Source organism: Methylobacterium sp. GXF4 (genome assembly GCF_000272495.1).
GTDB classification, from domain to species: domain Bacteria; phylum Pseudomonadota; class Alphaproteobacteria; order Rhizobiales; family Beijerinckiaceae; genus Methylobacterium; species Methylobacterium brachiatum.
This window is the reverse complement of sequence record NZ_AKFK01000007.1, coordinates 1-23,186: the sequence shown is the minus strand read 5'-3', so window position 1 is coordinate 23,186 and position 23,186 is coordinate 1. Positions and strand designations below refer to the sequence as shown.

Genomic DNA, 23,186 nt, shown 5'->3' with positions numbered 1-23,186 from the left:
ATTGGTCACGACACGCTGCAGGCCGACAGGGCTTATGACGCCGGTCCCCGGCGGCGCGTGCTGAGCGAACCGGATCGTGCCCTGAAGTACGCACCAGGACATCGAGATCAGCGAGAAACCCGGCCGCTACCCCTGGACCGTGGAGCGGAGGCGCGCTTGCCGCCGCTGCGCCTCGGAATGGCCGCCCGGAGCGGCGCGGAATGGAATGGCGACGCGGTGTAGCCAGCGCCTTTCCATTGCAGGCCGGCCAGGAGAACGTCGCGCCGCCGCTTGGCGTCAATGCGCGCTGCCGGTCTCGACGAACTTGAACAGGAACAGGGCGGCGATCACCCAGACGACCGGCTTCACCTCGCGCGCCCGGCCGGTCAGCAGCTTCAGGGCCGCGTAGGTGATGAAGCCGAAGGCGACGCCGGTGGCGATCGAGTAGGTGAACGGCATCAGCAGGGCCGTCACGCAGGCCGGGATCACCTCGGTGGGGTCGTCCCAGGCGAGGTCGACGAGCTCGCGCAGCATCAGGCAGGCGACGTAGAACAGGGCCGGGGCGGTCGCGTAGGGCGGGACGGCGCCCGCGAGCGGCGCGAAGAACAGGCAGGCCAGGAACAGCACCGCGACGGTCGCGGCGGTGAGGCCGGTGCGGCCGCCCTCCGCGACCCCGGAAGCGCTCTCCAGATACGCGGTGGTGCTCGACGTGCCGAGCAGCGAGCCCACGAAGATCGCGGCGGAATCGGCCATCAGCGCCCGGTCGAGCCGCTGCATCCGGCCGTCGGTGAGCAGGCCGGCCCGGCTCGCAACCCCCATCAGCGTGCCGGTGGCGTCGAACAGCTCGACGAGGAACAGCACCAGCACGACGTGGAGCAGGCCGCCCGAGAGCGCGCCGGAGAGGTCGAGGGCGAACAGGGTCGGCGTGATCGCGGGCGGCAGCGAGACGACGCCCTGGAAGGCGTTGCCCGCCCAGAAGAAGCTCAGGACCGTCACGGTCAGGATACTGCTGAGGAGCGCCGCCTTCACCTTTCGGGCGGAGAGCGCGGCGACCATCAGGAATCCGATCACCGCCAGAACCGTCCCCGGCTTGTGCAGGTCGCCGAGCGTCACGAAGGTCGCGGGGCTGGCGGCGATGATGCCGGCGTTCTTGAGCGCGATCACGGCCAGGAACAGGCCGATCCCGACCGTGAGCGCGATCCGCATCGAGCGCGGGATGCCCTCGACGATGATCGCGCGCAGGCCCGTGAGGGTGACGACCAGGAAGCACAGGCCGGAGATGAACACCGCCCCGAGCGCCGCCTGCCAGGTGAAGCCCATGCCGAGCACCACCACGTAGGCGAAATAGGCGTTGAGACCCATCCCGGGGGCCAGGGCGATCGGGTAGTTGGCGTAGAGCGCCATCACCAGCGAGCCGAGCGCCGCGACCAGGCAGGTCGCCACGAATACCGCGCCCTTGGGCATGCCGGCATCGGCCAGGATGCTCGGGTTGATGAAGACGATGTAGGCCATCGTCAGGAAGGTGGTGAGGCCGGCGAGCAGCTCCGTGCGCACGGTGGTGCCGTGCTCGGCGAGCCGGAACCGACGTTCCAGGAAGCCTGCCCGATCCGGCCCCGGGATCGCAGCGTCGCGCTTGATGTCCATCACCCGTCCCCGCTCACGCCGGCCATCACGGCGCGGAAGATCCTGTCGGGCGCGAACGGCGTGGCGGTGAGCCGGGCCCCGGTGGCGTCCCGGATCGCGTTGCCGAGCGCCGCCGCCACCGGATTGTAAGGCGACTCGCTCATCGACTTCGCCCCGAGCGGCCCGACGCTGTCATGGGTGTGCGCGAACAGCACCTCGGTGTCCGGCACATCGGCGCAGGCCGGGATGTGATAGTCGCGCAGCGCCTGCGTGACGACCCGGCCGGCGGCGTCGATCACAAGATCCTCGTAGAGCGCGGCGCCGATCGCCTGCGCGACGCCGCCTTCGACCTGGCCGCGGCACTGCATCGGGTTGATCACCGTGCCGGCATCCGCGGCGTGGATGCTGCGGAGGATGCGGACCGCGCCGCTCACCGGATGGACCGCCACCCGGAAGGCCTGGACGTTGAACGCCACCGAGCGGGGGCTGCCATCCGCCCGGCCGCCCGTGGCGAGCGGGCCGAGCGCTGCGAGGGCCAGCGGGCCGCCCGGTGTCTCCACCGCGCCGCCGGTGAGCCGGCACGCATCCGGCTCGGCACCGGTCAGCGCGGCGGCGCGCCGGCGGATCAGCATCGCCAGCGCCTCGGCCGCGCGCAGCACCGCGAGGCCGGCGACGACGGTTCCGGTGCTGCCATAGGCCCCGGTATCGTGGCCGACCGCATCGGTGTCGGCGCCCGCGACGCGGATGCGGTCCGGTGCGATGCCGAGCGCCGAGGCGGCGATCTGGCGATGCACCGTGGCGGTCCCGTTGCCGAACTCGGCGGTGCCGACGCGCACGGTGACGCCACCATCCGGCTCCAGGCTGACCTGCGCGTCGGCGTGGTGGCCGCGCGGCGGGATCGTGTCGATCATGGCCATCGCCATGCCGGTGCCCGTACGCCAGCCGGTTTCCGGCTCCGGTCCGGGATCGGCCTGCAGGGCTTGCTGGACGCGGTCGAGGCACTGGTCGAGGCCGTAGCTGCCGTAGACGACATCGTGCGGCTCGAGGCTGTTCGACACCATCGGGTCGCCCGGCCGCACGGCGTTGATCCGGCGCAGCTCGAACGGGTCGATCGCCAGCGCGCGGGCAACCTCGTCCAGGGCCGATTCCAGCGCGAAGATCGTCTGGCTGAGGCCGTAGCCCCGGAAGGCGCCGGCCGGCACCGTGTTGGTGTAGACCGCGTAGCCGTCAACCCGCTTGTTCGCACAGGCATAGACGGCCAGCACCTCGTTGCAGCCGTGGTGGATCACGCCGCCGGCATGGTTGCCGTAGGCCCCCGTATCCGAAAGCACGTCGAGGCTGATCGCGGTCAGGCGGCCGTCGCGGCGCGCGCCGACCTTCACGGCGACCCGCATCGGATGGCGGGTGGTGGTGGCGGTGAACTGCTCCTGGCGGGTCAGCTCCCAGAGCACCGGCCGGCCCGTGCGCAGGACCGCCAGCGCCACCAGATCCTCGGTCAGCATCTCCTGCTTGCCGCCGAAGCCGCCCCCGACCCGGCCGCAGACCACCCGCACGGAATCCCGCGCCAGGCCGAACAGGTCGCACAGGGCGTCGCGCGTCAGGAACGGCACCTGGCTGCTGGTCCGAAGCGTGAGGCGTCCGTCCGGATCGCGCCAGCCGACGCAGCCATGGGTTTCGAGGGCACCGTGCTGGACCCGCTGCGCGCGAAAGGTTTCCTCGTACACCACGTCGGCCTCGGCGAAGCCCGCCGCGACATTGCCGATCGCCCCATGGACTTCGGCCGCCAGGTTCGGGTGGCGCATCAGAGGCGGCGCATCGTGGCCCGGCCGGTCCACCGGATCGTGGACGTTCGGTGCGTCCGGATTCAGCGCCAGGTCCGGGTCGCGGAGTGCGGGACGCAGCGCGTAGGTGACCCGCAGCGCCCGGCATCCGGCCTCCGCGGCCGCCACGGATTCGGCCAATACCGCGGCGACCCGCTGGCCGACGAAGCGCAGGACGGGATCCAGCACCATCGTGTCGGCCGCGTCGTCGCGCGGGTCCTGGTGGCGGCCGGTGGAGAACCGGCGCTGCGGTGAATCCGCATGGGTCAAGACCGCGACGACGCCCGGGATGGCGACCGCCTCCGCGGTGTCGATCGCCACGATCCGGGCATGGGCATGGGGGGAACGCAGGACCTTGAGATGGAGCGCGTCGGCCGGCGGCGCGTCGAGGGTGAAGCGGGCGCGCCCGGTCACCACCTCGGGGGCGGCCGGGGCGGGCAGGCTCCGGCCGACCGGATCGCCGCTCATGGCCGTGTCGCGATGCGCGATCCCGGCGATGGCGTCCCGGATGGCGCGGTATCCGGTGCAGCGGCAGAGATTGCCCTTCAGGGCGGCGCCGAGATCCCGCTTCTGGCCCTGATCGAGGGTTGCGGCGGTCATGATCATGCCCGGCGTGCAGAACCCGCACTGGAAACCCTGCGCCGCCAGGAAGGCCGCCTGCATCGGGTGCACGGCGTCGGGGACAGGATCCTCCGGCCGGCAGGGCCCGGCCAGGCCTTCGATGGTGGTGATGCTGCGTCCCTCGGCGCGGAACGCCGGGAGCAGGCAGCTATGGACCGGCTCGCCATCGAGATGGACCGTGCAGGCACCGCAATCGCCGGCGTCGCACCCCTTCTTCACCCCAAACCAGCCGGCCTCGCGCAGGTAGGTGCGCAGGCATTGTCCGGGGCGCGGCGCGCCGGCATGGGCGTGGCCGTTGATCGTGAGCCTCATGCCGAAACCTCGTCGGCCAGCGCCGCGGGGATCTCCTGCGCGAGGTGCACGGTCATGTGGCAGCGCCAGTCCGGCGTTCCGTGCACGTCGTCGTACCAGAGGTCGTCCGGAATCGCGTCGGCGAGCGCCTGACGGAGGGTGTCCCGATCCGGCAGGCCCGCGAAGGCGAGGCGCAGGGGCCGTCGGGTCGAGGCCGTGACGGTGAGCGCGAAGGCGCCGCCTGGGCCGCGCGTGCCGATCAGAAGCGCGCCGGACCGGCCGTTCGGGCTCAGGCTGATGCGCCGAAACGCGGCACGGCGGGCTAGAGCGGCCGCGGGCAGGAACAGGCTGCGCAAGATCTCCCCCGGGCGGAGCGCATTCCGCTGCGGCCCGACCACGAAATCCGCCGCCGGCAGGTGCCGCTCGGTCCCGTCCGGCGCCCAGATCGTGCAGGTCGCCTCCAGGGCCGCGGCCAGAGCAATCATCGGCCCGGCCGGCAGGGCCATGCACAGGTTGCCGCCCACGGTGGCGACGTTCCAGATCTTGAACGATCCGAGCAGCGCCCGACAGCATTGCCCGATCAGCGGGGCGGCGATCCAGTCCGGCGGGAACTCCAGCCGGTCGAGTTGGGCGATGGTACAGGTCGCGGCCAGGGTCAAACCCTCGGCCGCGACGGTGTGGGACGGCCAGCCGAGCGCCGTCAGGTCGACGAGACGCCGCATCTCGGGCTGCGGCTCCGAGAACAGCCAGGTCCCGCCGGCCAGGCAGGCATCGCCGGCGCGCCAGTCCGGCAGGTCGGCCCGGGCGCGGGGCCGGATGACGGTCTCGATCGTGTTGAGGTCCACGGCCGCTCCCTGGAATCCTCCCGGCAGGATGCCGGTCAGGCTAGCAATATGTCTGCCGATGCGCCGCCCCGCATTGGAGAAGCGCCCGCTCCCACCCTAAGCTCCCGCTCCGCACGGCCCCGCTCGGGGCGTCCACTCGGGGATCATGATGGCTCTGACGGCATCGCAATACGGCAAGGACCGGGTCCGGGTGATGCGGCTGACCCGCTCGGGCGACCACCACGTCCCGCGGGAGCTGACGCTCTCCGTGCTTCTGACCGGGCGTTTCGACGCCGCCTGGACCGAGGGCGACAACCGCGCCTGCATCGCCACCGACAGCGTGAAGAACATCGTCAACGTCACGGCGGCCAGAAACCTCTCCCTCGACGCGGAAGGCTTCGCGGTGGCGGTGGCGCAAGTCCTGCTCGAGACCTATCCGCAGGTGGAGACCGTGACGATCGAGGCCGAGGAGACCCGCTGGCAGCGCCACGCCGTGGACGGTGTGCCGCACGGCCATACCTTCACCCGGGACGGCAACGGGTCCGGCTATGTGGGTCTCGAGGCCACCCGGTCCGGATCGATCCTGAGGTCCGGGATCCGCGGCTACACCTTCATGAAGACCACCCAATCGGGCTGGGCCGGCTTCGTCGCGGACGGCTACCGGACGCTCCCGGACGCCACCGATCGCATCGCCGCCACCAGCATGGACGCGACCTGGACCTGGTCGGCGGTCCCGGCGGATTGCGAGGCCGCCAATGCCCGGATCCTCGCGACGTTGCTCACGGTCTTTGGCACGACTTACAGCCGGGGCGTGCAGGACAGCATGTACCGGATGGGTGAGGCTGCGCTCGCGACCGTCCCCGAGGTGGCCGAGATCGCCTTCGTCATGCCGAACAAGCACTACGTGCCGATCGACCTGAAACCCTTCGGGCTGGAGAATCCCGGTACGGTGTTCCTGCCCACCGACGAGCCCCATGGCCGGATCGAGGCGACGATCGGCCGAGCCGACTGATAGGCGGTCGGGCGTCGCCCCGGCGGGGTCGGCGCTATCGCGCGACGCGTGCCTGGGTTCGTAGGGGCAGATGCGGACGAGCATCGCTTGGCCGCACGAGACCGGTCCGACTGCAACGCGGGCTGTATCGGTGCTGCGCCTCCGAGATCGCGGAGCCTAAGGTTCCGCGCCGACGCAGCCGCCGGGATGGCTGGGCCGACCCCACAGGTGCGGGATTCGGAGCCGTCCGCCTCACATTCCCGTGACGCGTGCTGAGATGCCGTGCGCGGCCTGCCAGCGCCCCTGCACGGACACGTTGCAAGCCTTCGCACTCCCCTGTGCAGCGGCGCATGGTGCGGCATCACCGGTCGGGCGGGGCTGCAATCGTCGCGCACGCATGAGCGGCGTCCCGTCCGGGCCAACCACGCCATTCGTATGGCACGCCGCCACAACAGCGGATCGCGTGCAGCCAGAGCATGGCATAAACCATCACACGTTAGAAAATCCGGTGTCTTGGTAGTCGTTCCGCCCCACCGAGGCATCCATCGGCTGCCGGGTTGAGACAAAAGTCAAAGTTCGAGCCTGCAACCGCTGCGTGCGGTTGCGATTTTTTTCTTGGAAATGCTCGAACGGAATCGGATTTGTCATAGTTTATGACGGGTTCGGCGATTTAACCTGCGATCAAGGCGCCTCGGTTACTGGCATCCCAAGACTGCCGATGCTGGGGCGGGCCAGCCGCCGGCATCCCGCATGGCGATGCCGGTCTGTGCCGTGCGACGGGCCTGCGCATCTGGAGGAAACGATGTTCGATCACCTGACGGGTGGACGGAGCCAACGGGACAAATGGGCGGCCTTGGATCGGTCGTTGGCCACGATCGAGTTCGCCCTGGACGGCACGATCCTGGACGCCAACGCGAATTTCCTGGCGGTCATGGGCTACACGCTCGGCGAGATCCGGGGGCGCCCCCACAGCCTGTTCGTCGACCCGGTCGAGCGCGAGAGCGACGCCTACCGGCAATTCTGGGACAAGCTGCGGGCCGGGACCTTCCAGAATGCGGAGTACAAGCGCATCGGCAAGGACGGACGGGAAGTCTGGATCCAGGCGTCCTATGTCCCGGTTCTCGACCGGGCCGGGAAGCCGACCACGATCGTCAAGATCGCCACCGACATCACGGCGCAGAAGCTGCGCGCCCTCGACCTCGACGGTCAGATCGCCGCCCTTCACCGCTCGCAGGCGGTGATCGCCTTCGCGCTCGATGGGACGATCCTGAGCGCCAACCAGAACTTCCTCGATGCGGTCGGCTACAGCGCGGACGAGATCGTCGGCCGCCACCATGGCGTGTTCGTCACGGAAGCGGAGCGGTCCAGCGAGGCCTATCGCGCGTTCTGGGCGGCGCTGGCACGCGGCGAATTCCAGTCCGCCGAGTATCGGCGGATCGGGAAAGGCGGGCGGGAAATCTGGATCCAGGCGACCTACAACCCGATCAGCGACGGCAATGGTCGGCCCATCAAGGTGGTCAAGTTCGCAACCGACATCACCGCGCAGGTCCGCGAACGCCAGCGCCGGGCCGAGGCCCGGGAAGCGATCGACACGGATCTCGACGCGATCGGGCAGGCCGTCACGGATGTGACGCGGCAGACCGGGACGGCCGCCGATACCGTCGGTCGGGTGTCCGACGACATCCAGGCGGTCGCCTCGGGTGCGGAGCAGCTCTCGATCTCGGTGAACGAGATCAGCCGCCAGGTGAGCCACGCCGCCTCGATTGCCGGGCAAGCGGTGACCCAGGCGCAGCACACCGGCAGCATCGTGGCCGGGCTGAGCGATCAAGCCACCCAGATCGGCGACGTTGTCGGCCTGATCGCCGGCATCGCGGCGCAGACCAACCTGCTGGCGCTGAATGCCACGATCGAGGCGGCTCGGGCCGGGGAGGCCGGCCGAGGCTTCGCGGTGGTCGCCTCGGAGGTCAAGGCCCTGGCCGAGCAGACGGGCCGGGCTACGGACCAGATCCGCGGCCAGATCGCCGCGACCCAATCGGCCACGCGGGAGGCCGTGGGCGCGATCGATACGATCCAGGGCACGATCCGGACGCTGAACGAGGTGTCCTCGACCATCGCGGCCGCGGTCGAGGAGCAGTCGGCGGTGACCCGCGAAATGTCCGGCAGCATGCAGACGGCCTCGCACGGCGTTTCCAGCATCGCGGCCGGCATGGACACGATCGCCCGGGCCACCGAGCAGGTCGATCGCGCGACCCGACAGGTCCGGGAAGCCTCCCGCGCCGTGGGGTGAGATGACCGGTCCAGCAATCGCCGGCGTTTCGGAAGGGATGGATCCGAAGCGCCGGCGATTCGCTGGGTAGCGGCGAGGTGTCGCCGCGCCACGGACGACATGTTTCCCGGAAAAGATCCGGTTGAATCGGCGGTTCACGATCACCCTGAACCCACGCGGATCGGCTGCATTTAACTCTCTGCTGAACGCCGTAACCATTACAGCGGAGCCGGCCGGCGTTTCGGCGAGCGGTGCCGGCACGTCCAGCACCGCCCGCGAGCCGCTTCCTGAAGCACATGGTCGAATGAGCGCGATTGCCGGGCAGGCCAGACCGGACTGCTGTGCCGATCGACTGTTTCGACATTTCCGGGCCTTCAATTCATCGCACTTCAGGCGTCATGCCTCGGTATAATTTTATTTATTCCGGTTAAAATAATGCATTATCGCGTCTTGATGCATGGATTGCGGAGACAATAGCCTCAAATCGCGGCACAGCGCCCTCGTAAAGCGGAACATTCACGGTCCATCGACGTTCGCGCGCTTTGCGAAAGTCCCGGCGCCACGGTACAAGCTGGAATCACGTCACCGGGTCCTGCTTGTCCTTGCGCCAGGAAATATTTCGAAGATGACTCCGTCCGGTCAAAAGATATGCTTGTCGATGATCGTCAAGAACGAGGCGCCGGTTATTCGACGCTGCCTCGATTCTGTGAAGCCCGTTATTGATCATTGGATCATCGTCGACACCGGCTCGACCGACGGAACGCAGGACATCATCCGGGCCGCCATGGCCGATATTCCGGGCACCCTGGTGGAGCGCCCCTGGGTCGATTTCGCCTACAACCGCACCGAGGCTTTGGATCTTGCCCGGCGGCATGGCGACTATACGCTCGTCATCGATGCGGACGACGAGTTGATAATTCCGGACACCGAGCTGCCCGTCGCGCCTGGCTTCGTGATGCCGGACCTGGATGCTCCAGGCTACGACATGCAGATTCATGACACGAATCTCCATTATCCGCGCACACAATTGTTCAACAACAATTTTCCGTGGCATTATCGCGGTGTCTTGCATGAAATTGCTCAATGCAAGACACCGGTGTGGACTGGAAAATTGCCGATTGCGATGCGTCGAGGGCATGATGGGGCGCGCCGACGCGACGAAAACACTTATGTGAGAGACGATGAGGTTTTCGAAAAGGCATTGAAAACCGAAAAAGATCCTTTTTTGATCTCTAGATACACATTCTATCTTGCTAATAGTTATCGAGATTGCGGTGAAATTCGTAAATCTATTGAACTTTATCTGAAGCGCACCGAGCTTGGATTTTGGACCGAGGAAATCTACATTAGTTTTATGAACGCTGCATTGCTGATGGAATCTCTGGATCATCCGTTCGATGATGTTATCGCCACGCTTGACAAAGCTATCGCGGTAAACCCACGCCGTGTCGAAGCGCGCTGGCATGCCTGTCGGTATTGCCAAGACAAAAAGCGCTACGTTGAGGCTTACCATTACGCAGAGCCAGGACTCGAATTACCGGTGCCATCGGACGGACTCTTCCTTCGTCCCTGGATGTACAATTATGGATTGCAAGACAAGTTCGCGGTAATTGCTTTCAACACAGGGCAGTACCGGGCGTGCCTGTCAGCCTGCCTCGCCACGCTCGGGTGCCCGGACTTTCCACACGAGAATCGACTGGATCGTGTGAGCCTTGCTCGTAAGGCGCTCGCGAAAATGGTCGATCCCGCTTGGGGTGCCAATCACTCTGCTTTCACTTCTGTCTTTGAGCCGAACTGGCATTTTTCTGATTAGGACTGCCGTGAGTCCGATCGCCACTCTTATGACGGATCGAGAGATGACGTTTGATATAACGTCTCTGCGCATCAGCCGCAGTCGAAACTGCAGCCTCGATATGGCGAGTGGATCCGGAGGTCGATGATAGACTAGATTCGAATTTGCCGAGCGAATTTTACTCGATATGTGTGGGCGATTTCGCCGCGACGATTTTGGAGTTGAGGTCGTCCCGGTTCCGCCACAGCCTCGATCCGCCCTCGACAGGTGGGCCGTGGGCGGATCGAGAACTGAGTTGCGCAGGCGGGCATTTTGAGCTGTCCCCGGGCGGTTTGAATTGCTGAGGGTTAGGCGGTCTGGCTCGTAAGTGAGGCACTGGACGGGCTTACAAGCGCCGAGCGGGATGCCGTCAGCCCTATAGATCGGTCGGCGCGAGCGTGCGGTGGCTTCGATTGAGGGCGGGAGTCGCGCTCGGGCGTTTCCAGATCGGTCCAGCCGATGCGGTACGCCCGCACGAAGGGTTCGCACGGGAGAGTCGCGTGCGAGCCAAGCGGATGGGCGGCAACCAGCGCTCGCATGCCATGGCGGTACATGCCGACCGGTTCCGGCAAACCTACGAGGCGTAGCCCTCGCAGTTCCTCCACGTGCTGCGCGCGCGGCTAGCCGACCGGGACCTGCGGCTCGGGGTGAGCAGCACGTCCCGTTTCTTCAAGCGCAACGGCATCACGCGTGGAAAACGCCGGCCACGCAGTTGACCAGAAACGCGAAGACGTGAAGGCAACCCGCTGGTCCTGGTTTGTGGACCAACGCAATTTCGCCCTGGATCGGATCGTGCGCCTGAACGAAACCACCACAGCGAAGTTGGCGCGGCGGTAGGACGGGCTGCGCAGGGCGAGTGCTGTCGGGTTGCCTTGCCCTCCGGGCATCGGAAATCCCTCACCGCGCCAGCCGGCCTGTGCACTAGGCGCTTCACGGCCACCACACTCTTCGATGGGCCGATGACCGCTGTCCGCTTCTGCATCCCTGTCGAGCGGAACCTCGTGCCAATCCTGACGTGCGGCAATACTGTCGTGCTCGACAACCGGCCCGCCGACGAGGCCAGTGGCATCGGCGAACCTATCCCGGCTGCTCTACGTCCCGCCCCCCAACTGCAACCCGATCGATCCTCCGACAGGCCGAGGATGAGGGAGCTGTCACCAAGCCGAAGGCCATTCTCCGTACTGATGAGGCCGCTCGCACACGAAGCGATCTCCGGGACATCATCGTCCAACGAGCCTTGAAGCCGAATGCCATAATGACCTCGCGTCCCAGGCCACGACGCATATGATCAGACCTAATCGGATGACGTTCGAGTCATCTTGGACCACTGCAGCTACCATATTTCTTACATTCGTCTGCCGTTTAACCCAATAAATTCGTAAGCTCGACGATCAAACTTGGATCAGAACTGTCCTTGACGCACCAGTTTCTAATCTTACGCATCAGGCCAGATGATCGAACCCATTCAATCGACGGTCTTCGAGCCGTATACCCGTCAGGCAGGCCGAATGAACCTGGAGGATCACTCCGGTAATCAGAACGACGACGTGGCTGATCCTGACGGTGCTTCTCGGCGGCTCACCGGCCCTCGCGCAGGAGCCGCTGCCGACGGGGCGGATAATGAAGCCCGAGGTCAGCCCCGAGCAGGCTACGGTCCGCAAGCTCAACGCGTATGTCAGCCTCCTCAACCGGACCCTGCGGGCGCAGGAGTCGCTCGATCGCTACCGGAGTTGGGTCGACATGAAGACCGGCCCAACCGGCCGCGAGCGCATCATCTACGGTCTCTACGGACTCTACGACGTGCGCGGTGAGATCGTGACGGCGGAAGCTGCGATGGCACAACCGCCCGCGATGCCGGATCTCGACGGCGCCATGAAGAGCTATATCACCGCCTACCAAGTGCTCGCCCCGACGATCACCGAGGCGGACAGCTACTACGAGCGGCAGGATTATCGCACGGATAAGATGGAGCAGGGCAGGGCGCTCCATGCCAAGCTCGCGGTCGCGGGGCCGGCCTTCTTGGCTGAGCGCGCCAAGGTGGATGCACTGTTTCGCGTCGAGAAGGAGAAGGGCGACGCGGCTGAACTCGCCGCCATCGAGGCTCGGGAAGGCCGCTCAGCGCGCTGGCACGTCGCGAACGTGATGACCCAGGGGCGCAAGGTCATGGACCTGCTCCCCACCGACGCCAAGCCGGTCGTGGCCATGCCGGCCTTCGAAGCTGCGCTCGGGCGCTATGCCGCCGCCGTCAAAGACATGGACGGATATAGCGCCGCCAATCCGAACGCCTTCCACGTGTTCGAGAGCCAGCCGCGCTCGTTGCTGGGCAAACTGCGCGAATTCGATGCCAAGCTGGCCAAAGCCAAGGGCGACGCCCGCCGGGGCGCCGGGCGCGACGTGACCTGGATCGTCAACGACTACAACATGATGGTTTCGACCGCCCAGACGGCCACCGCCTTTTCACGATGAGCGTGGCACGTCTCTGGGTCGGTCGAACCGGCAAGGCCGCTCGCCGACGAGACAGTCCGGGCGGCCCTACACCTCGGTGACGCGGGTTCAGGCCGCCCGCACGGTCGCGAGAAAGCGTCCGACTTCGGTCGCGAGATGCTCGGACTGGCGCGACAGCTCCGACGCTGCGCCCAGAACCTGGCTCGCGGCCGCTCCGGTTTCTTCGGCCGCTCCGGCGACGCCCGCGATGTTGCTGGTCACCTCGCCGGCCCCCGTGGCGGCCTGGCCGACATTTCTCACGATCTCCTGGGTGGCCGCACCCTGTTCCTCGGTCGCCGCCGCAATCGAGGTCGTGACGCCGCTGATCTCCCGGATCCGCCCGGTGATCTCGGCGATCGAGGTGACGGCCTGGCCTGTCGATGCCTGGATCCGCGCGATCTGCTCGGAGATCTCGCTGGTCGCCTTCCCGGTCTGCTCGGCCAGGGCCTTCACCTCGGAGGCCACCACGGCGAAGCCCCGCCCGGCCGCGCCGGCGCGCGCCGCCTCGATCGTGGCGTTGAGCGCCAGCAAATTGGTCTGGCCGGCGATGCTCGAGATCAGGCCGACGACGTCACCGATCCGGGACACGGACGCGCTCAATTCCTGCACCAGCGTACCGGTCTGGTCGGCCTCGTGCACCGCGCGTTGCGCCAGCTCGGCCGAGCCGGCGACCTGCCGACCGATCTCCTGCACCGACGATCCGAGCTCCTCGGCCGCCGCCGCCACGGTGTTCACGTTGGCGGCGGCCTCCTCGGCGGCGGCGGCAACGGTTGTCGATTGGCTCGCCGTCTCGGCGGCCGTCGCCGTCATCGTCTGAGCGGTGGCCTGCAACTCGGTTGCGGACGACGACACCATGCCGATGATGCCGCCGACCGCCGCCTCGAAGCCGTCGGCCAGGGCGACCATCGTGCGACGGCGCTCGGCCGCCGCGGCCTCGTCGGCGACCCGCCGCACCTCGGCCTCCTCCATCGCCTTGCGCGCCACCATCGCCTTGATGCCCTCGACGGCCCGGCCGACCGCGCCGATCTCATCGTTGCGGCGGGCCTCGACGATCTCCGCGTCGATCTCGCCGTGGGCCATGCGCTGCAGGACCCCGACCAGGCGGTTCAGCGGCGCGGCCACGGTCACGGCCATCAAGCGGCTGACGACGATCGCGAGCAGGAGCAGGCTCACCAGCGTCGAGACCGCCATGATCTGCCAGAGGCGCTCCACGGGCGCGAAGGCCTTGGCGCTGTCGACCGACAGGGCGATGTACCAGTCGAGCGAGGGCGGCAGGTTCGGGACGCGGGCGAAGACCGTCAGGGTGGAGCGCCCGCCCTCCGACACGTCCTGGGGCACGGCTTCCATCCGCGGCAGCTGGCCGGTGACGAGATCCGACAGCGGCTTGCCGTTCAGCGCGGCGCGGGGATGGATCAGGATCTTGCCCGCCCCGGACACGAGATACGCGTAGCCATGGCCGCCCATGTCGACTTCGTTGATCATGTGCGAGAGCGCGCCCAGCGCGAAGTCGCCGCCGACGACGCCCACCAGGGCGCCCTGCTCGTCGCGCACCGGGGAGGAGGCCGTGATCGTCAGCTGCCCCGTGCTGGCCGCCACGTAGGGCTCGGTCAGGAACGGGCCGTTTCCGGCGGCCGCCCCCTTGTACCACGGCCTCTGGGTCGGGTCGTAGCCGGGCGCCATCTCCCCCTTGGGCATCTTGGTGTAGAAGCCGTCCTTGCGCCCGAGGATATTGATCTCGAAGGTCTCGCGGGCCCGCGGCGAGCCCAGCACCGTATCGGCGGCGGGCCCGACCCCGACCCGGGCGACCTCCTGCGCGATGAACTCGCTGAGGTCGAGCTTGCCCCGGAGCCAGTTCGCGACGCCGCGGGCGGCCGTTCCGCTCAACGTCGTCATGTTCGCGCTGATATCGGTCCTGATCGCCGCCGACTGGGACGCATAGACGAAGTACGAGCAGCCGATGAAGGACAGGCATACGATCGCCAGGATCAATACTGTCGCACGGGCCGATACGCCGAAGGATTTAGGCATTGTTGGTTCGCCTGCTCGAATCAAGGGTCATGATACGACGGACCGTGGAGGTGTCCGTCGGTATCGATCGGGACGCCCCGTCGGGGCGTCGGTCGTTTCGGGCACCGCGCCGCGCCTGTCGCCCGGCGAGGTCCTGCGGCTCTGTCGGGTATTCATGCCGCGACATCTCGGAGGAAGCGTTCCACGCCGGCCCCGAGCGCGCGGGACTGGTGTTCCAGCGCGTCCCGGGATGCCAGAAGGTCCTTGGCCGAGCGGCCCGTCGCCTCCGCGGCCCGCGCCACGTCGGCGATGTTGTGGGTGACGCCCTCTGCGCCCTCGGCGGCCTGCCCGACATTGCGGACGATTTCCTGGGTCGCCGCGCCCTGCTCCTCCACCGCCGCCGCGATGGAGGCGATCACGCCGTCGATGTCCCGCAGCCGGGCCGACACGTCGGCGATGGCGGTCGAGGCCGAGCCGGTCGAGGCCTGGATGCGGGCGGTCTGATCCGCGATCCTCCGGGTCGCCTCCGCGGTCTGTCCTGCAAGGTCCTTGACCTCGCCCGCGACCACGGCGAAGCCGCGACCCGCCTCGCCGGCCCGGGCGGCCTCGATGGTCGCGTTCAGCGCCAGCAAATTGGTCTGGCCGGCAATCGCCGAGATCAGCGTGACGGCGGTGCCGATGTCCTCCGAGGCCGCGGACAGCTCCGCCATCAGGGTCACGGCCCCCTCGACATTCGCCACCGCGCCCTGCGCGAGGTCGGACGAGCGCAGGGCCTGACGCCCGATCTCGCCGATGGAGGCGCCCATCTGCTCGGTTGCCGCCACCACCGCCACGACGTTGGCGGATGTCTGGCCGGCCGCCTCGGAGACCGCTCGGGAGCGCCGCCCGGCATCGGCCGCGGTGTCGGACAGCGTGCTCGCCGTCCCGTCCAGCGTCGCGAGCGCGCCGTCGACGCGGGCCAGCAAGTCGCCGACTTCCGCGCGGAACGTCTCGATCCGCGCCTGCTGCCGGCGCGATCGCTCCAGCCGCGCCTCCGCCTCGAAGGCCTGGGCCTGCCGCAGGCCGCTCCCGTCGAGCAGCGCGTGCCGGAAGGTCTCGATCGCTCTGGCGATCGCGCCGATCTCGTCGCGACGCGTGTGGTGGGGAACGGCGGCCTGCAGGTCACCCGCTTCCAGGCGCCCGATGGCGGCGGTCAGCCCGGCGAGCGGGCCGCGGATCGTGCTCAGCAGCCAGAGGGAGGTGAGGAACACCACCCCGCCCGACGCCGCCAGCCCGATCCATGCGGTCCAGTCCATCGACGACGCCGCATCGGCCTTCCGCGCCTGGGCGTCGCGGATGACGTCCATCACGCGGGCCGACAGCTTCTCCGAGGCGGCCGAGAGCTGGGCGTATGCCGCCTGGGTCGGCTCCTGGCGGGTCATCACCATCAGGTCGACCTCGGCCGCCTTGCGCCATTCCTGGAGCGCCGCCTCCAGCTGGGCCAGGAAGGCGGGCGGGATCAGATCGCCGCTCCGTTGGCGGAGCGTCTTCAGTGCCGCGTCGACCCGCTGCGCACCCGTGCCGGTGTAGCGATCCTTGAGCTTGGCATCGGCCGAGACCGAATACGCGTCGAGGGTTGCGGCCTGATCGGTCACCGCCGAGCCGAAATCCTGGACGGCGCCGAGCAGCGTGAGCGCGCGGGTGACTTCCGCGTCGTCGCTCCGGAAGCGCGACAGGGCTGCAAGGTTGAGGGCCGTCACGGCGACCACGACGGCCAGCACCAGGAGGCCATTGATCGAAAGGCGTGCGAGAAGTTTCATGCCTGCGGCTCTGGATCGGCGATCACGCGCAGATCATGCCGATGAAAAGCTAATAAAGAACTCTATAATGCTTCCATGAATGCCCGCGATAATGTTTCAAATTGCGAGACACCGCGGTTCATTGCTGGGCGGGGGCGTCGAGGCGCGCGTTATCCATGCGGATCTGTTGTCTCGCAATTCGGACATCAGGATAGCGCGCCGCCCGACTTCCTCCGCGTCGGGTGGGTCATGGCTTCGAGTTCGAGGAGCTGGTCGAGCTGCGCCCGCGTCAGCAAGCCTTCCTCCAGCACGAGGTCGGCCACCGGGCGGTTCTCCTTGAGCGCGCGCTGCGCCACCCGCGAGCTCGCCTCGTAACCGAGCGTCGGCGCGAGCGCCGTGACGAGGCCGATGGAACCCTGGACGAGGGTGCGGCAGCGCTCCCGGTCCGCCTCGATCCCCTCGATGCAGCGCTTGGTCAGCGTGTCGATGGCGGCCGTCAGCATCCGCAGGGAGGACAGGACGCAGTAGCCGATGGTCGGCTCGAAGGCATTGAGCTGGAGCTGGCCGCCCTCGGCGCACAGCGTCACGGTCAGGTCCTGGCCGATCACCATGTAGGCGACCTGGTTGACGACCTCCGGGATTACCGGGTTGACCTTGCCGGGCATAATCGAGGAGCCCGCCTGCACCGCCGGCAGCCGGATCTCGCCAAGGCCGGTGCGGGGGCCCGACGAGAGCAGCCGAAGGTCGTTGCAGATCTTGGAGAGCTTCACCGCCACGCGCTTGAGCACCCCGGAGAACAGCACGAAGGCGCCGAGGTCCGAAGTCGCCTCGATGAGGTTCGAGGCCAGCACCATCGGCTGCCCGGAGACGCGCGACAGCTCCTCCACGGCGAGCGCCGCGTAGCGCGGATCGGCGTTGATGCCGGTCCCGATCGCGGTCGCACCGAGATTGACCTCGCGGAACAGCGCCACCGCCTCGCCGAGCCGGGCCACGTCCTCCTTGATGGTCGCGTGGAAGCCGTCGAATTCCTGGCCGAGCGTCATCGGTACGGCATCCATGAGCTGCGTCCGGCCCATCTTCAGCACGTCCGCGAACTCCACCGCCTTACCCTTGAAGGCGTAGGCGAGGTCGTCGAGCGCCCGGATCAGCGGCTGCGTCGCGAGGATCACCGCCAGTCGCAGCGCCGTCGGGTAGGCGTCGTTGGTCGACTGCGCCATGTTGACGTCGTCGTTGGGGTGCAGGGCGTCGTAGGATCCGGGCTTGCGCCCCATCAGGCCCAGCGCGACGTTGGCGATGACCTCGTTGGCGTTCATGTTGGTCGAGGTGCCGGCGCCGCCCTGGATGGCGTCGACCACGAACGATTCGGCGTATTTGGCGTCGGTTGCGACGAGCGCGCAGGCGCGATCGATGGCGTCCGCCTTGGCCGGGTCGAGATAGCCGAGGCGCCGGTTGGCCCGGGCGGCAGCCTGCTTGACCAGGGCGAGGCTGCGGACGAATTCGGGGAAATGGCCCACCGGGACGCCGGTGATCGGGAAGTTCGTCACCGCCCGCTTGGTGTGGATGCCCCAGAGCGCCTCGGCCGGGACCTCGTCGTCGCCGAGAAGGTCGTGCTCCCGGCGGGTGCGGGTGCCCTCCATCGGGACGGTGCGGACCGTGGCGAGCGCGAGGTCGTCGGCCGTCGTCGAATCCCGGACGGGGGTCTCCGGCGGGAGGCTGGTCTGCGCCATATCGGTGCTCACGCTGTCCATCCGTTCGCTGGGGCCAATGGAGGCTCGCCGCCCGTAACGGCGATGCTTCGCGCCATGCGGTGGGGCGGCGGCCTTCGTCACGCTGGTCCCGCCGGGATCAGTGAATGATCTGCGCGAGGAAGTTCCGCGCGCGCTCGGTCTTCGGAGCCTGGAAGAACGCCTCGGGGGAGGCCACCTCGACGATCTGCCCCTGGTCCATGAACACGACCCGGTCGGCGACCTTTCGGGCGAAACCCATCTCGTGGGTGACGCAGATCATGGTCATGCCCTCGAGCGCCAGCACGACCATGGTGTCGAGCACCTCGTTGACCATCTCGGGGTCGAGCGCGGAGGTGGGCTCGTCGAACAGCATCACCTTCGGCTTCATGCACAGCGCCCGCGCGATGGCGACGCGCTGCTGCTGGCCGCCCGAGAGCATCCCGGGGTACTTCTTCGCCTGATCGGCGATGCGCACCTTCTGCAGGAAGTGCATCGCCAGATCCCGCGCCTCCTTGGCTCCCATGCCGAGCGACTTGATCGGGGCGAGCGTGCAATTGTCGAGCACGCTGAGATGCGGAAACAGGTTGAAGCTCTGAAACACCATGCCGACGTCGCGCCGGACGTGGTCGATGTTGCGGGTCTCGGCGGTCAGCTCGGTGCCGTTGACGATGATCCGGCCGCCGTCATGCGTCTCGATGCGGTTGATGCACCGGATGAGGGTCGACTTGCCCGAGCCGGACGGTCCGCAGACGACGATCTTCTCCCCGGGGGCGACGTTGAGCCGGATGTCGGTGAGCGCCTGATACGAGCCGTACCACTTGGTCACGTCGATCATCGTCACCGCCTCGGCGCCCGCGGGGGTTCCCGCCATCGATTGGGTCGCGGCCATGGTCGGTCTCCTCACAGGGATCGGGCGATGCGCGCCGCCGCGCTCTTCATCGCGGGAATGAAGGTCTTCAGCTTATCGAGCGGCATGCGGCTCTTCGGGGCCGAGACGGTCAGGGCCGCGAGGACCCGGTCCTCGGTGTTGCGGACGGGCACCGCGGCCCCGACCACGCCGACGATGAACTCGGAATCGTTGAGGGCGTAGCCCTGCTCACGGATGACCTTCAGCTCCTCGCGCAGCTTGCGCGGGTCGGTGAGGGTCTGGGGCGTGACCGGCTGCCAAGGGCCGGAAGCCAGGAAGGTCTCCAGCCGTTCGTCGGACAGGTTGGCCAGGAAGATCCGGCCGCTCGACGTGCAGTGGATCGGCGTCTTCTGCCCGGCCTGGAACTGCAGCGTCAGCGGCGAGCCGCCGAACGCGCTGGCGATGTACTCGACGTCGCCGCCCGACAGCATCGCCAGGCTGCACGTCTCGCCGATGCGCGCGGCGAGTTCCGTGAGCGTGGTGTTGAGCGCCGAATAGACCACCGTCGAGGCCATGATGTCGGAGGCGAGCGAGACCAGCTTCGGGGCCGGACCGTAGCCCGTGCGCCCGGGCAGCTTCTGGAGGTAGCCGACGGCCTCCAGCATCGCGACCATCCGGTGGGCCGTCGGCCGCGGGATGCCGAGCGTCTCCACGACCTGCGCCACCGAGATCGTCCCGGTCACGGCGACCAGCTCGACGATCGCGAGCATCCGTCCGATGGGGGCGGGCACGTCGGGAGAGACGGTTACGCCGGGGCGTCGCGCCGGGGGCATGGACGGTCTCCCTATCGTGTCCGCACGGTGCGCATCTGGCGTTCGCGCAGCATGGCCACGGCCTGCGAGGCGGTGGAGCAGATCGCGAGGTAGACGAGGGCGACGACGAGATACATCTCGACGAGCTTCCCGTTCAGCTGGGCGATCTTGACCGCGGCGCCGGTGAGATCGACCACCGACAGGACGTAGACCAGGGAGGTGTCCTGGAAGAGGATGATGGTCTGCGTCAGCAGGATCGGGCTCACCACGCGGATCACCTGCGGGATGATGACGTAGCGGTAGGTCTTGAAGGTCGAGAGCGAGAGGGCCGCCGCGGCCTCGAACTGGCCCTTGTTGAGCGAGCGCAGGCCCGTGCGGATGATCTCGGCATAGTAGGCCGCCTCGAACAGGCTGAAGGTGACGAAGGCCGTGGGGCCGGCGCCGACCGGGATCGGCCGCCCGTCCACCGAGAACGGGGTCAGCAGGATCGGCACCAGGAAGAAGAACCAGAACAGGACGAGGATCAGCGGGATCGAGCGGATCAGCGTGATGTAGCCGACCACGAGCTGCGCCAGCACCGGCACCTTCAGGTGCCGCACGAGCGCCAGCACGATGCCGAGCCCCAGGCCGATGAGGAAGGCGAAGACCGTGAGCTGGAGGGAGAAGGCGAGCCCGTGCAGGAGATAGGGCAGCGCCTGCCAGACGATAGAGAAGTCGAGACTGTTCACGGCTTCAGCTCCTGGGCCAGAGCGAGCTTGCGCGGCAGCTTCCGGCCCGTCACCGGTTCCTGGCCGGGGATGCGGACCGCGTATTCGACCGCGGTCATGATCAGGAACGTCACCAGGGCGAGAGCGAGGTAAATCAGGGTCGCGCTGGCGAAGGCCCCGAAGGTCTGGAACGTCGCCTCGCTGATCTGGCGTGCCTGGGCCGTGAGCTCGAGCAGGCCGATGGTCAGGGCCACCGAGGTGTTCTTGTAGATGCCCATGACCTCCGAGGTCAGGCTCGGCACGATCAGCCGGAGCGCCTGCGGGATCAGGACGTGGCGGTAGGTCTTCCAGGTCGAGAGCGACAGGGCGTTGGCGGCCTCGCGCTGTCCCTTGGGCAGCGCCTCGATCCCGGCCCGGACCTGCTCCGAGACGCGGGCCGAGGTGTAGAGGCTCAGGCAGACGAGGGCCGGCCAGAAGGCCCCCCAGGGCGGCGGCATCTGCTTGATCGCGTCGCCGAGCCCGAAGGGCAGGAACTCCGGCACCACGAAGTACCAGAGGAACATCTGGATCAGCACCGGGATGTTGCGGAAGAACTCCGTGTAGAGCCGGCACGGAATCGCGATGGCCCGGCTCGGCGAGGTGCGGCCCGCCCCGACCGCGACCCCGATCACGAAGGCGATGCACCAGCCGAAGAAGGCGAGCGTCACGGTCCATTGGAGGCCCGAGATCAGCCAGTCGATGTAACGCTGGCCGTCAGGGGCCTCCTCGAAGAGCACGGAGAACATCGGCGTCGCCTTCGTGACGGTGCGCGGCGGGCGGGAGCGATCAGAAGTCGAGGGCGTCGCTCGGATGCGCGACCCGTTCCTTCAGGGCGTCGCTCATCGGGAAGTTGAGATTCTCGCCGTTCGGCGGGATCGGGCTCTCGAACCACTTCGCGTAGAGCTTGGTGAAGGCGCCGGAGGCCATCAGGCCCTTGAGCACGCCGTCCGCGAGGGCCTTGAACTCCGGATCGTCCTTCGGGAGCATCAGGCCGTACGGCACCTTCTCGTAGGTCTCGGGCAGGAACGCGAAGGCCGCCGGGTCCGGGGCACGCGCCCGGAGGCTGGCGAGCAGGATGTCGTCCTCCATGAAGGCGGCCGCGCGCCCGCTCTGGAGCATCAGCATCGATTCGGCGTGGTCCTTGGCCTGGACGATCGCGAAGGTCGCGCCCTTGGCCTTGATGCCCTGCGCGAAGCCGACGGCGTTCGAGCCCTGCGTGACCACGATGGTCTTGCCGTCGAGCCCCTTCACGTCCTGGATTCCGGACGATGCCTTCGTCATCCAGCGGGCCGAGCTGACGAAGGTCGCGACCGTGAACGCGACCTGCTTCAGCCGTGCCGCGTTGCTGGAGGTGCCGCCGCATTCGATGTCGACGGTCCCGTTCTGCATGAGCGGGATGCGGTTGGACGAATTCACCGATTGCAGGGTGACGGCAAGCTTATCGAGCTTGATGTCCTCTCTGATCTTGTCGACGACTTGCGCGCACAGGTCGAGCGAGAACCCGACCGGCTTCTGATCCGCCCCCAGATACGAGAACGGGATCGAAGATTCGCGATAGCCCAGCGTCACGGTCCCGGTGCGCTTGATCTTGGCCAGCGTCGGACTTTCCGCCTGCGCGGCAGTCGTCAACAGACCAAAAGCTATCGCGCACGGCAGCTTAACGAATTGGTTACGGGCGTACATGCGCATCTCCGAATTTCAACAGCAATCCAAGAGATGCGGACCCACCCTCGGATCGCCGACGGGCTTTCGATCTCTGGACGAGAATAATTCCAAGCGTTCGCGACCGGAATGAGTCGTGAATTACTGCGGCGGGACCAAGTAGCACCTCGACGCAGTTATGGCGAAAGAGCTATTGTGCCGTCAATATGGTCTCGAAAAATGATATTTTTTGTCTCATGCGTCGCGGACCGGCAGCGCAAGTTTTAGAGCCGTCACGTCCTCAAGCCTCTGATCGATCTAGATAAAATCTGTCCGTATTTTGAGACTGTCTCGCGGTGACGCTCGGCGCGCGACCGAGCCCTTTGCCCAGCCGGCAACCATTCGGCGGTGAATTAATTCGCAGATGCACAGGCGAGAACCACTTGAATGCTGCGATGCGAAAGCTTGAGATCCGTGCCATCGGCGGCGCGGCATCACTGCGCCCTGTCTCGAAATCCGATTGGAATCTCATAAATTGATACAGCACCGAAGATAGTCGAAAGAAAGACTTTGCAGGTCGGCGGCGGTGATATTAGGGCTTGCCGGCATGCAGGCTGGTCCCGCTGAAGGATCAGCCCAGTCATCAGCCCACGTCATTCTTCGACCGCAGACGTCGTCATCGACCGCTCGGCATTTGGCGACCCATGCCCGTCCACCGATTCCCCCCCGGGAGCGGAGCGAGAACGATCAGGAATTCGCGCGCCTCGACCGTCCCGGCTCACGGCTGCGGTCCCGCGGCCAGGGACGGCGCCGGGGCATGCCCGCCGGCTCGCGCGCCGTCAGCCGACTTTCATCGACCTCATGCAGGAGTGTAGACATGACGCAGCATTACGACGTG

At 67.3% G+C, this 23,186-nt stretch carries 15 protein-coding genes; 4 read left to right on the top strand and 11 right to left on the bottom strand.

All coding sequences use genetic code 11. The annotated features are described in order from the left end of the window. Positions 1–276 precede the first annotated feature (276 nt). Genes WYO_RS01390 through WYO_RS01380 form a run of 3 tightly spaced genes read right to left on the bottom strand, consistent with a single transcriptional unit; the run spans position 277 to position 5,179 of the window. Positions 277–1,623, bottom strand: a complete 1,347-nt coding sequence (locus WYO_RS01390; protein ID WP_007558141.1) for an NCS2 family permease — start codon at positions 1,621–1,623, stop codon at positions 277–279. Next, entirely contained in the window at positions 1,623–4,355 is a 2,733-nt protein-coding gene (locus WYO_RS01385) for a molybdopterin-dependent oxidoreductase (RefSeq protein ID WP_007558139.1), read from the bottom strand. The genes WYO_RS01390 and WYO_RS01385 overlap by 1 nt, the downstream gene beginning before the upstream one ends. Further along, complete coding sequence (locus WYO_RS01380) at positions 4,352–5,179, bottom strand: FAD binding domain-containing protein (RefSeq protein ID WP_007558136.1); 828 nt, start codon at positions 5,177–5,179, stop codon at positions 4,352–4,354. Before WYO_RS01380 ends, WYO_RS01385 begins: the two co-directional genes overlap by 4 nt. A 148-nt stretch (positions 5,180–5,327) precedes the next feature. Between WYO_RS01380 and pucL the strand changes: the two genes are divergently transcribed. From pucL to WYO_RS01365, 4 genes are all read left to right on the top strand, one after another. Next, positions 5,328–6,170 (top strand): factor-independent urate hydroxylase, encoded by an 843-nt coding sequence (gene pucL, locus WYO_RS01375; protein ID WP_007558134.1) that lies wholly within the window; start codon positions 5,328–5,330, stop codon positions 6,168–6,170. A gap of 781 nt (positions 6,171–6,951) precedes the next feature. After that, complete coding sequence (locus tag WYO_RS01370; protein ID WP_007558132.1) at positions 6,952–8,436, top strand: PAS domain-containing methyl-accepting chemotaxis protein; 1,485 nt, start codon at positions 6,952–6,954, stop codon at positions 8,434–8,436. A gap of 637 nt (positions 8,437–9,073) precedes the next feature. Continuing rightward, a complete protein-coding gene (locus WYO_RS29510) occupies positions 9,074–10,228 on the top strand; it encodes a glycosyltransferase (protein WP_128754903.1) in 1,155 nt (384 codons plus the stop codon). Between the two features lie 1,638 nt (positions 10,229–11,866). Next, positions 11,867–12,712, top strand: a complete 846-nt coding sequence (locus WYO_RS01365) for a YiiG family protein (protein WP_007558129.1) — start codon at positions 11,867–11,869, stop codon at positions 12,710–12,712. A gap of 87 nt (positions 12,713–12,799) precedes the next feature. Here WYO_RS01365 and WYO_RS01360 read toward each other — a convergent pair whose 3' ends face one another. The 8 genes from WYO_RS01360 to WYO_RS01325 form a co-directional block, all read right to left on the bottom strand. Continuing rightward, positions 12,800–14,758: a methyl-accepting chemotaxis protein gene (locus WYO_RS01360; RefSeq protein WP_007558127.1), complete on the bottom strand. Its 1,959-nt coding sequence runs from the start codon at positions 14,756–14,758 to the stop codon at positions 12,800–12,802. A 152-nt stretch (positions 14,759–14,910) separates the two neighbouring features. Continuing rightward, the gene (locus WYO_RS01355; RefSeq protein WP_007558125.1) at positions 14,911–16,536 is read right to left on the bottom strand and encodes a HAMP domain-containing methyl-accepting chemotaxis protein; all 1,626 of its coding nucleotides are present in this window, start codon (positions 16,534–16,536) and stop codon (positions 14,911–14,913) included. 185 nt (positions 16,537–16,721) lie between these two features. Continuing rightward, on the bottom strand, positions 16,722–18,242 hold the full coding sequence (locus WYO_RS01350; protein WP_244424023.1) for an aspartate ammonia-lyase: 1,521 nt from the start codon (positions 18,240–18,242) through the stop codon (positions 16,722–16,724). Positions 18,243–18,360: 118 nt separating this feature from the next. Continuing rightward, the gene (locus WYO_RS01345; RefSeq protein ID WP_007558123.1) at positions 18,361–19,131 is read right to left on the bottom strand and encodes an amino acid ABC transporter ATP-binding protein; all 771 of its coding nucleotides are present in this window, start codon (positions 19,129–19,131) and stop codon (positions 18,361–18,363) included. Between the two features lie 11 nt (positions 19,132–19,142). Continuing rightward, complete coding sequence (locus WYO_RS01340) at positions 19,143–19,922, bottom strand: IclR family transcriptional regulator (RefSeq protein ID WP_007558122.1); 780 nt, start codon at positions 19,920–19,922, stop codon at positions 19,143–19,145. 11 nt (positions 19,923–19,933) lie between these two features. Then, positions 19,934–20,629, bottom strand: coding sequence for an amino acid ABC transporter permease (locus WYO_RS01335; protein ID WP_007558121.1), 696 nt, complete (start codon positions 20,627–20,629; stop codon positions 19,934–19,936). Further along, the gene (locus tag WYO_RS01330) at positions 20,626–21,393 is read right to left on the bottom strand and encodes an amino acid ABC transporter permease (protein ID WP_007558120.1); all 768 of its coding nucleotides are present in this window, start codon (positions 21,391–21,393) and stop codon (positions 20,626–20,628) included. Before WYO_RS01330 ends, WYO_RS01335 begins: the two co-directional genes overlap by 4 nt. A gap of 40 nt (positions 21,394–21,433) precedes the next feature. Further along, positions 21,434–22,330 (bottom strand): amino acid ABC transporter substrate-binding protein, encoded by an 897-nt coding sequence (locus tag WYO_RS01325; protein ID WP_007558119.1) that lies wholly within the window; start codon positions 22,328–22,330, stop codon positions 21,434–21,436. Positions 22,331–23,186 lie beyond the last annotated feature (856 nt).

What these genes read in the sequence shown, in the direction of transcription:
- pucL (WP_007558134.1), top strand. Translation starts at nt 5,328, where the DNA reads ATGGCTCTGACGGCATCGCAATACGGCAAGGACCGGGTCCGGGTGATG.
- WYO_RS01385 (WP_007558139.1), bottom strand. Translation starts at nt 4,355, where the DNA reads ATGAGGCTCACGATCAACGGCCACGCCCATGCCGGCGCGCCGCGCCCC.
- WYO_RS01345 (WP_007558123.1), bottom strand. Translation starts at nt 19,131, where the DNA reads ATGGCCGCGACCCAATCGATGGCGGGAACCCCCGCGGGCGCCGAGGCG.
- WYO_RS29510 (WP_128754903.1), top strand. Translation starts at nt 9,074, where the DNA reads ATGATCGTCAAGAACGAGGCGCCGGTTATTCGACGCTGCCTCGATTCT.
- WYO_RS01330 (WP_007558120.1), bottom strand. Translation starts at nt 21,393, where the DNA reads ATGTTCTCCGTGCTCTTCGAGGAGGCCCCTGACGGCCAGCGTTACATC.
- WYO_RS01390 (WP_007558141.1), bottom strand. Translation starts at nt 1,623, where the DNA reads ATGGACATCAAGCGCGACGCTGCGATCCCGGGGCCGGATCGGGCAGGC.
- WYO_RS01325 (WP_007558119.1), bottom strand. Translation starts at nt 22,330, where the DNA reads ATGTACGCCCGTAACCAATTCGTTAAGCTGCCGTGCGCGATAGCTTTT.
- WYO_RS01370 (WP_007558132.1), top strand. Translation starts at nt 6,952, where the DNA reads ATGTTCGATCACCTGACGGGTGGACGGAGCCAACGGGACAAATGGGCG.
- WYO_RS01360 (WP_007558127.1), bottom strand. Translation starts at nt 14,758, where the DNA reads ATGCCTAAATCCTTCGGCGTATCGGCCCGTGCGACAGTATTGATCCTG.
- WYO_RS01340 (WP_007558122.1), bottom strand. Translation starts at nt 19,922, where the DNA reads ATGCCCCCGGCGCGACGCCCCGGCGTAACCGTCTCTCCCGACGTGCCC.
- WYO_RS01365 (WP_007558129.1), top strand. Translation starts at nt 11,867, where the DNA reads ATGAAGCCCGAGGTCAGCCCCGAGCAGGCTACGGTCCGCAAGCTCAAC.
- WYO_RS01355 (WP_007558125.1), bottom strand. Translation starts at nt 16,536, where the DNA reads ATGAAACTTCTCGCACGCCTTTCGATCAATGGCCTCCTGGTGCTGGCC.
- WYO_RS01350 (WP_244424023.1), bottom strand. Translation starts at nt 18,242, where the DNA reads ATGGCGCAGACCAGCCTCCCGCCGGAGACCCCCGTCCGGGATTCGACG.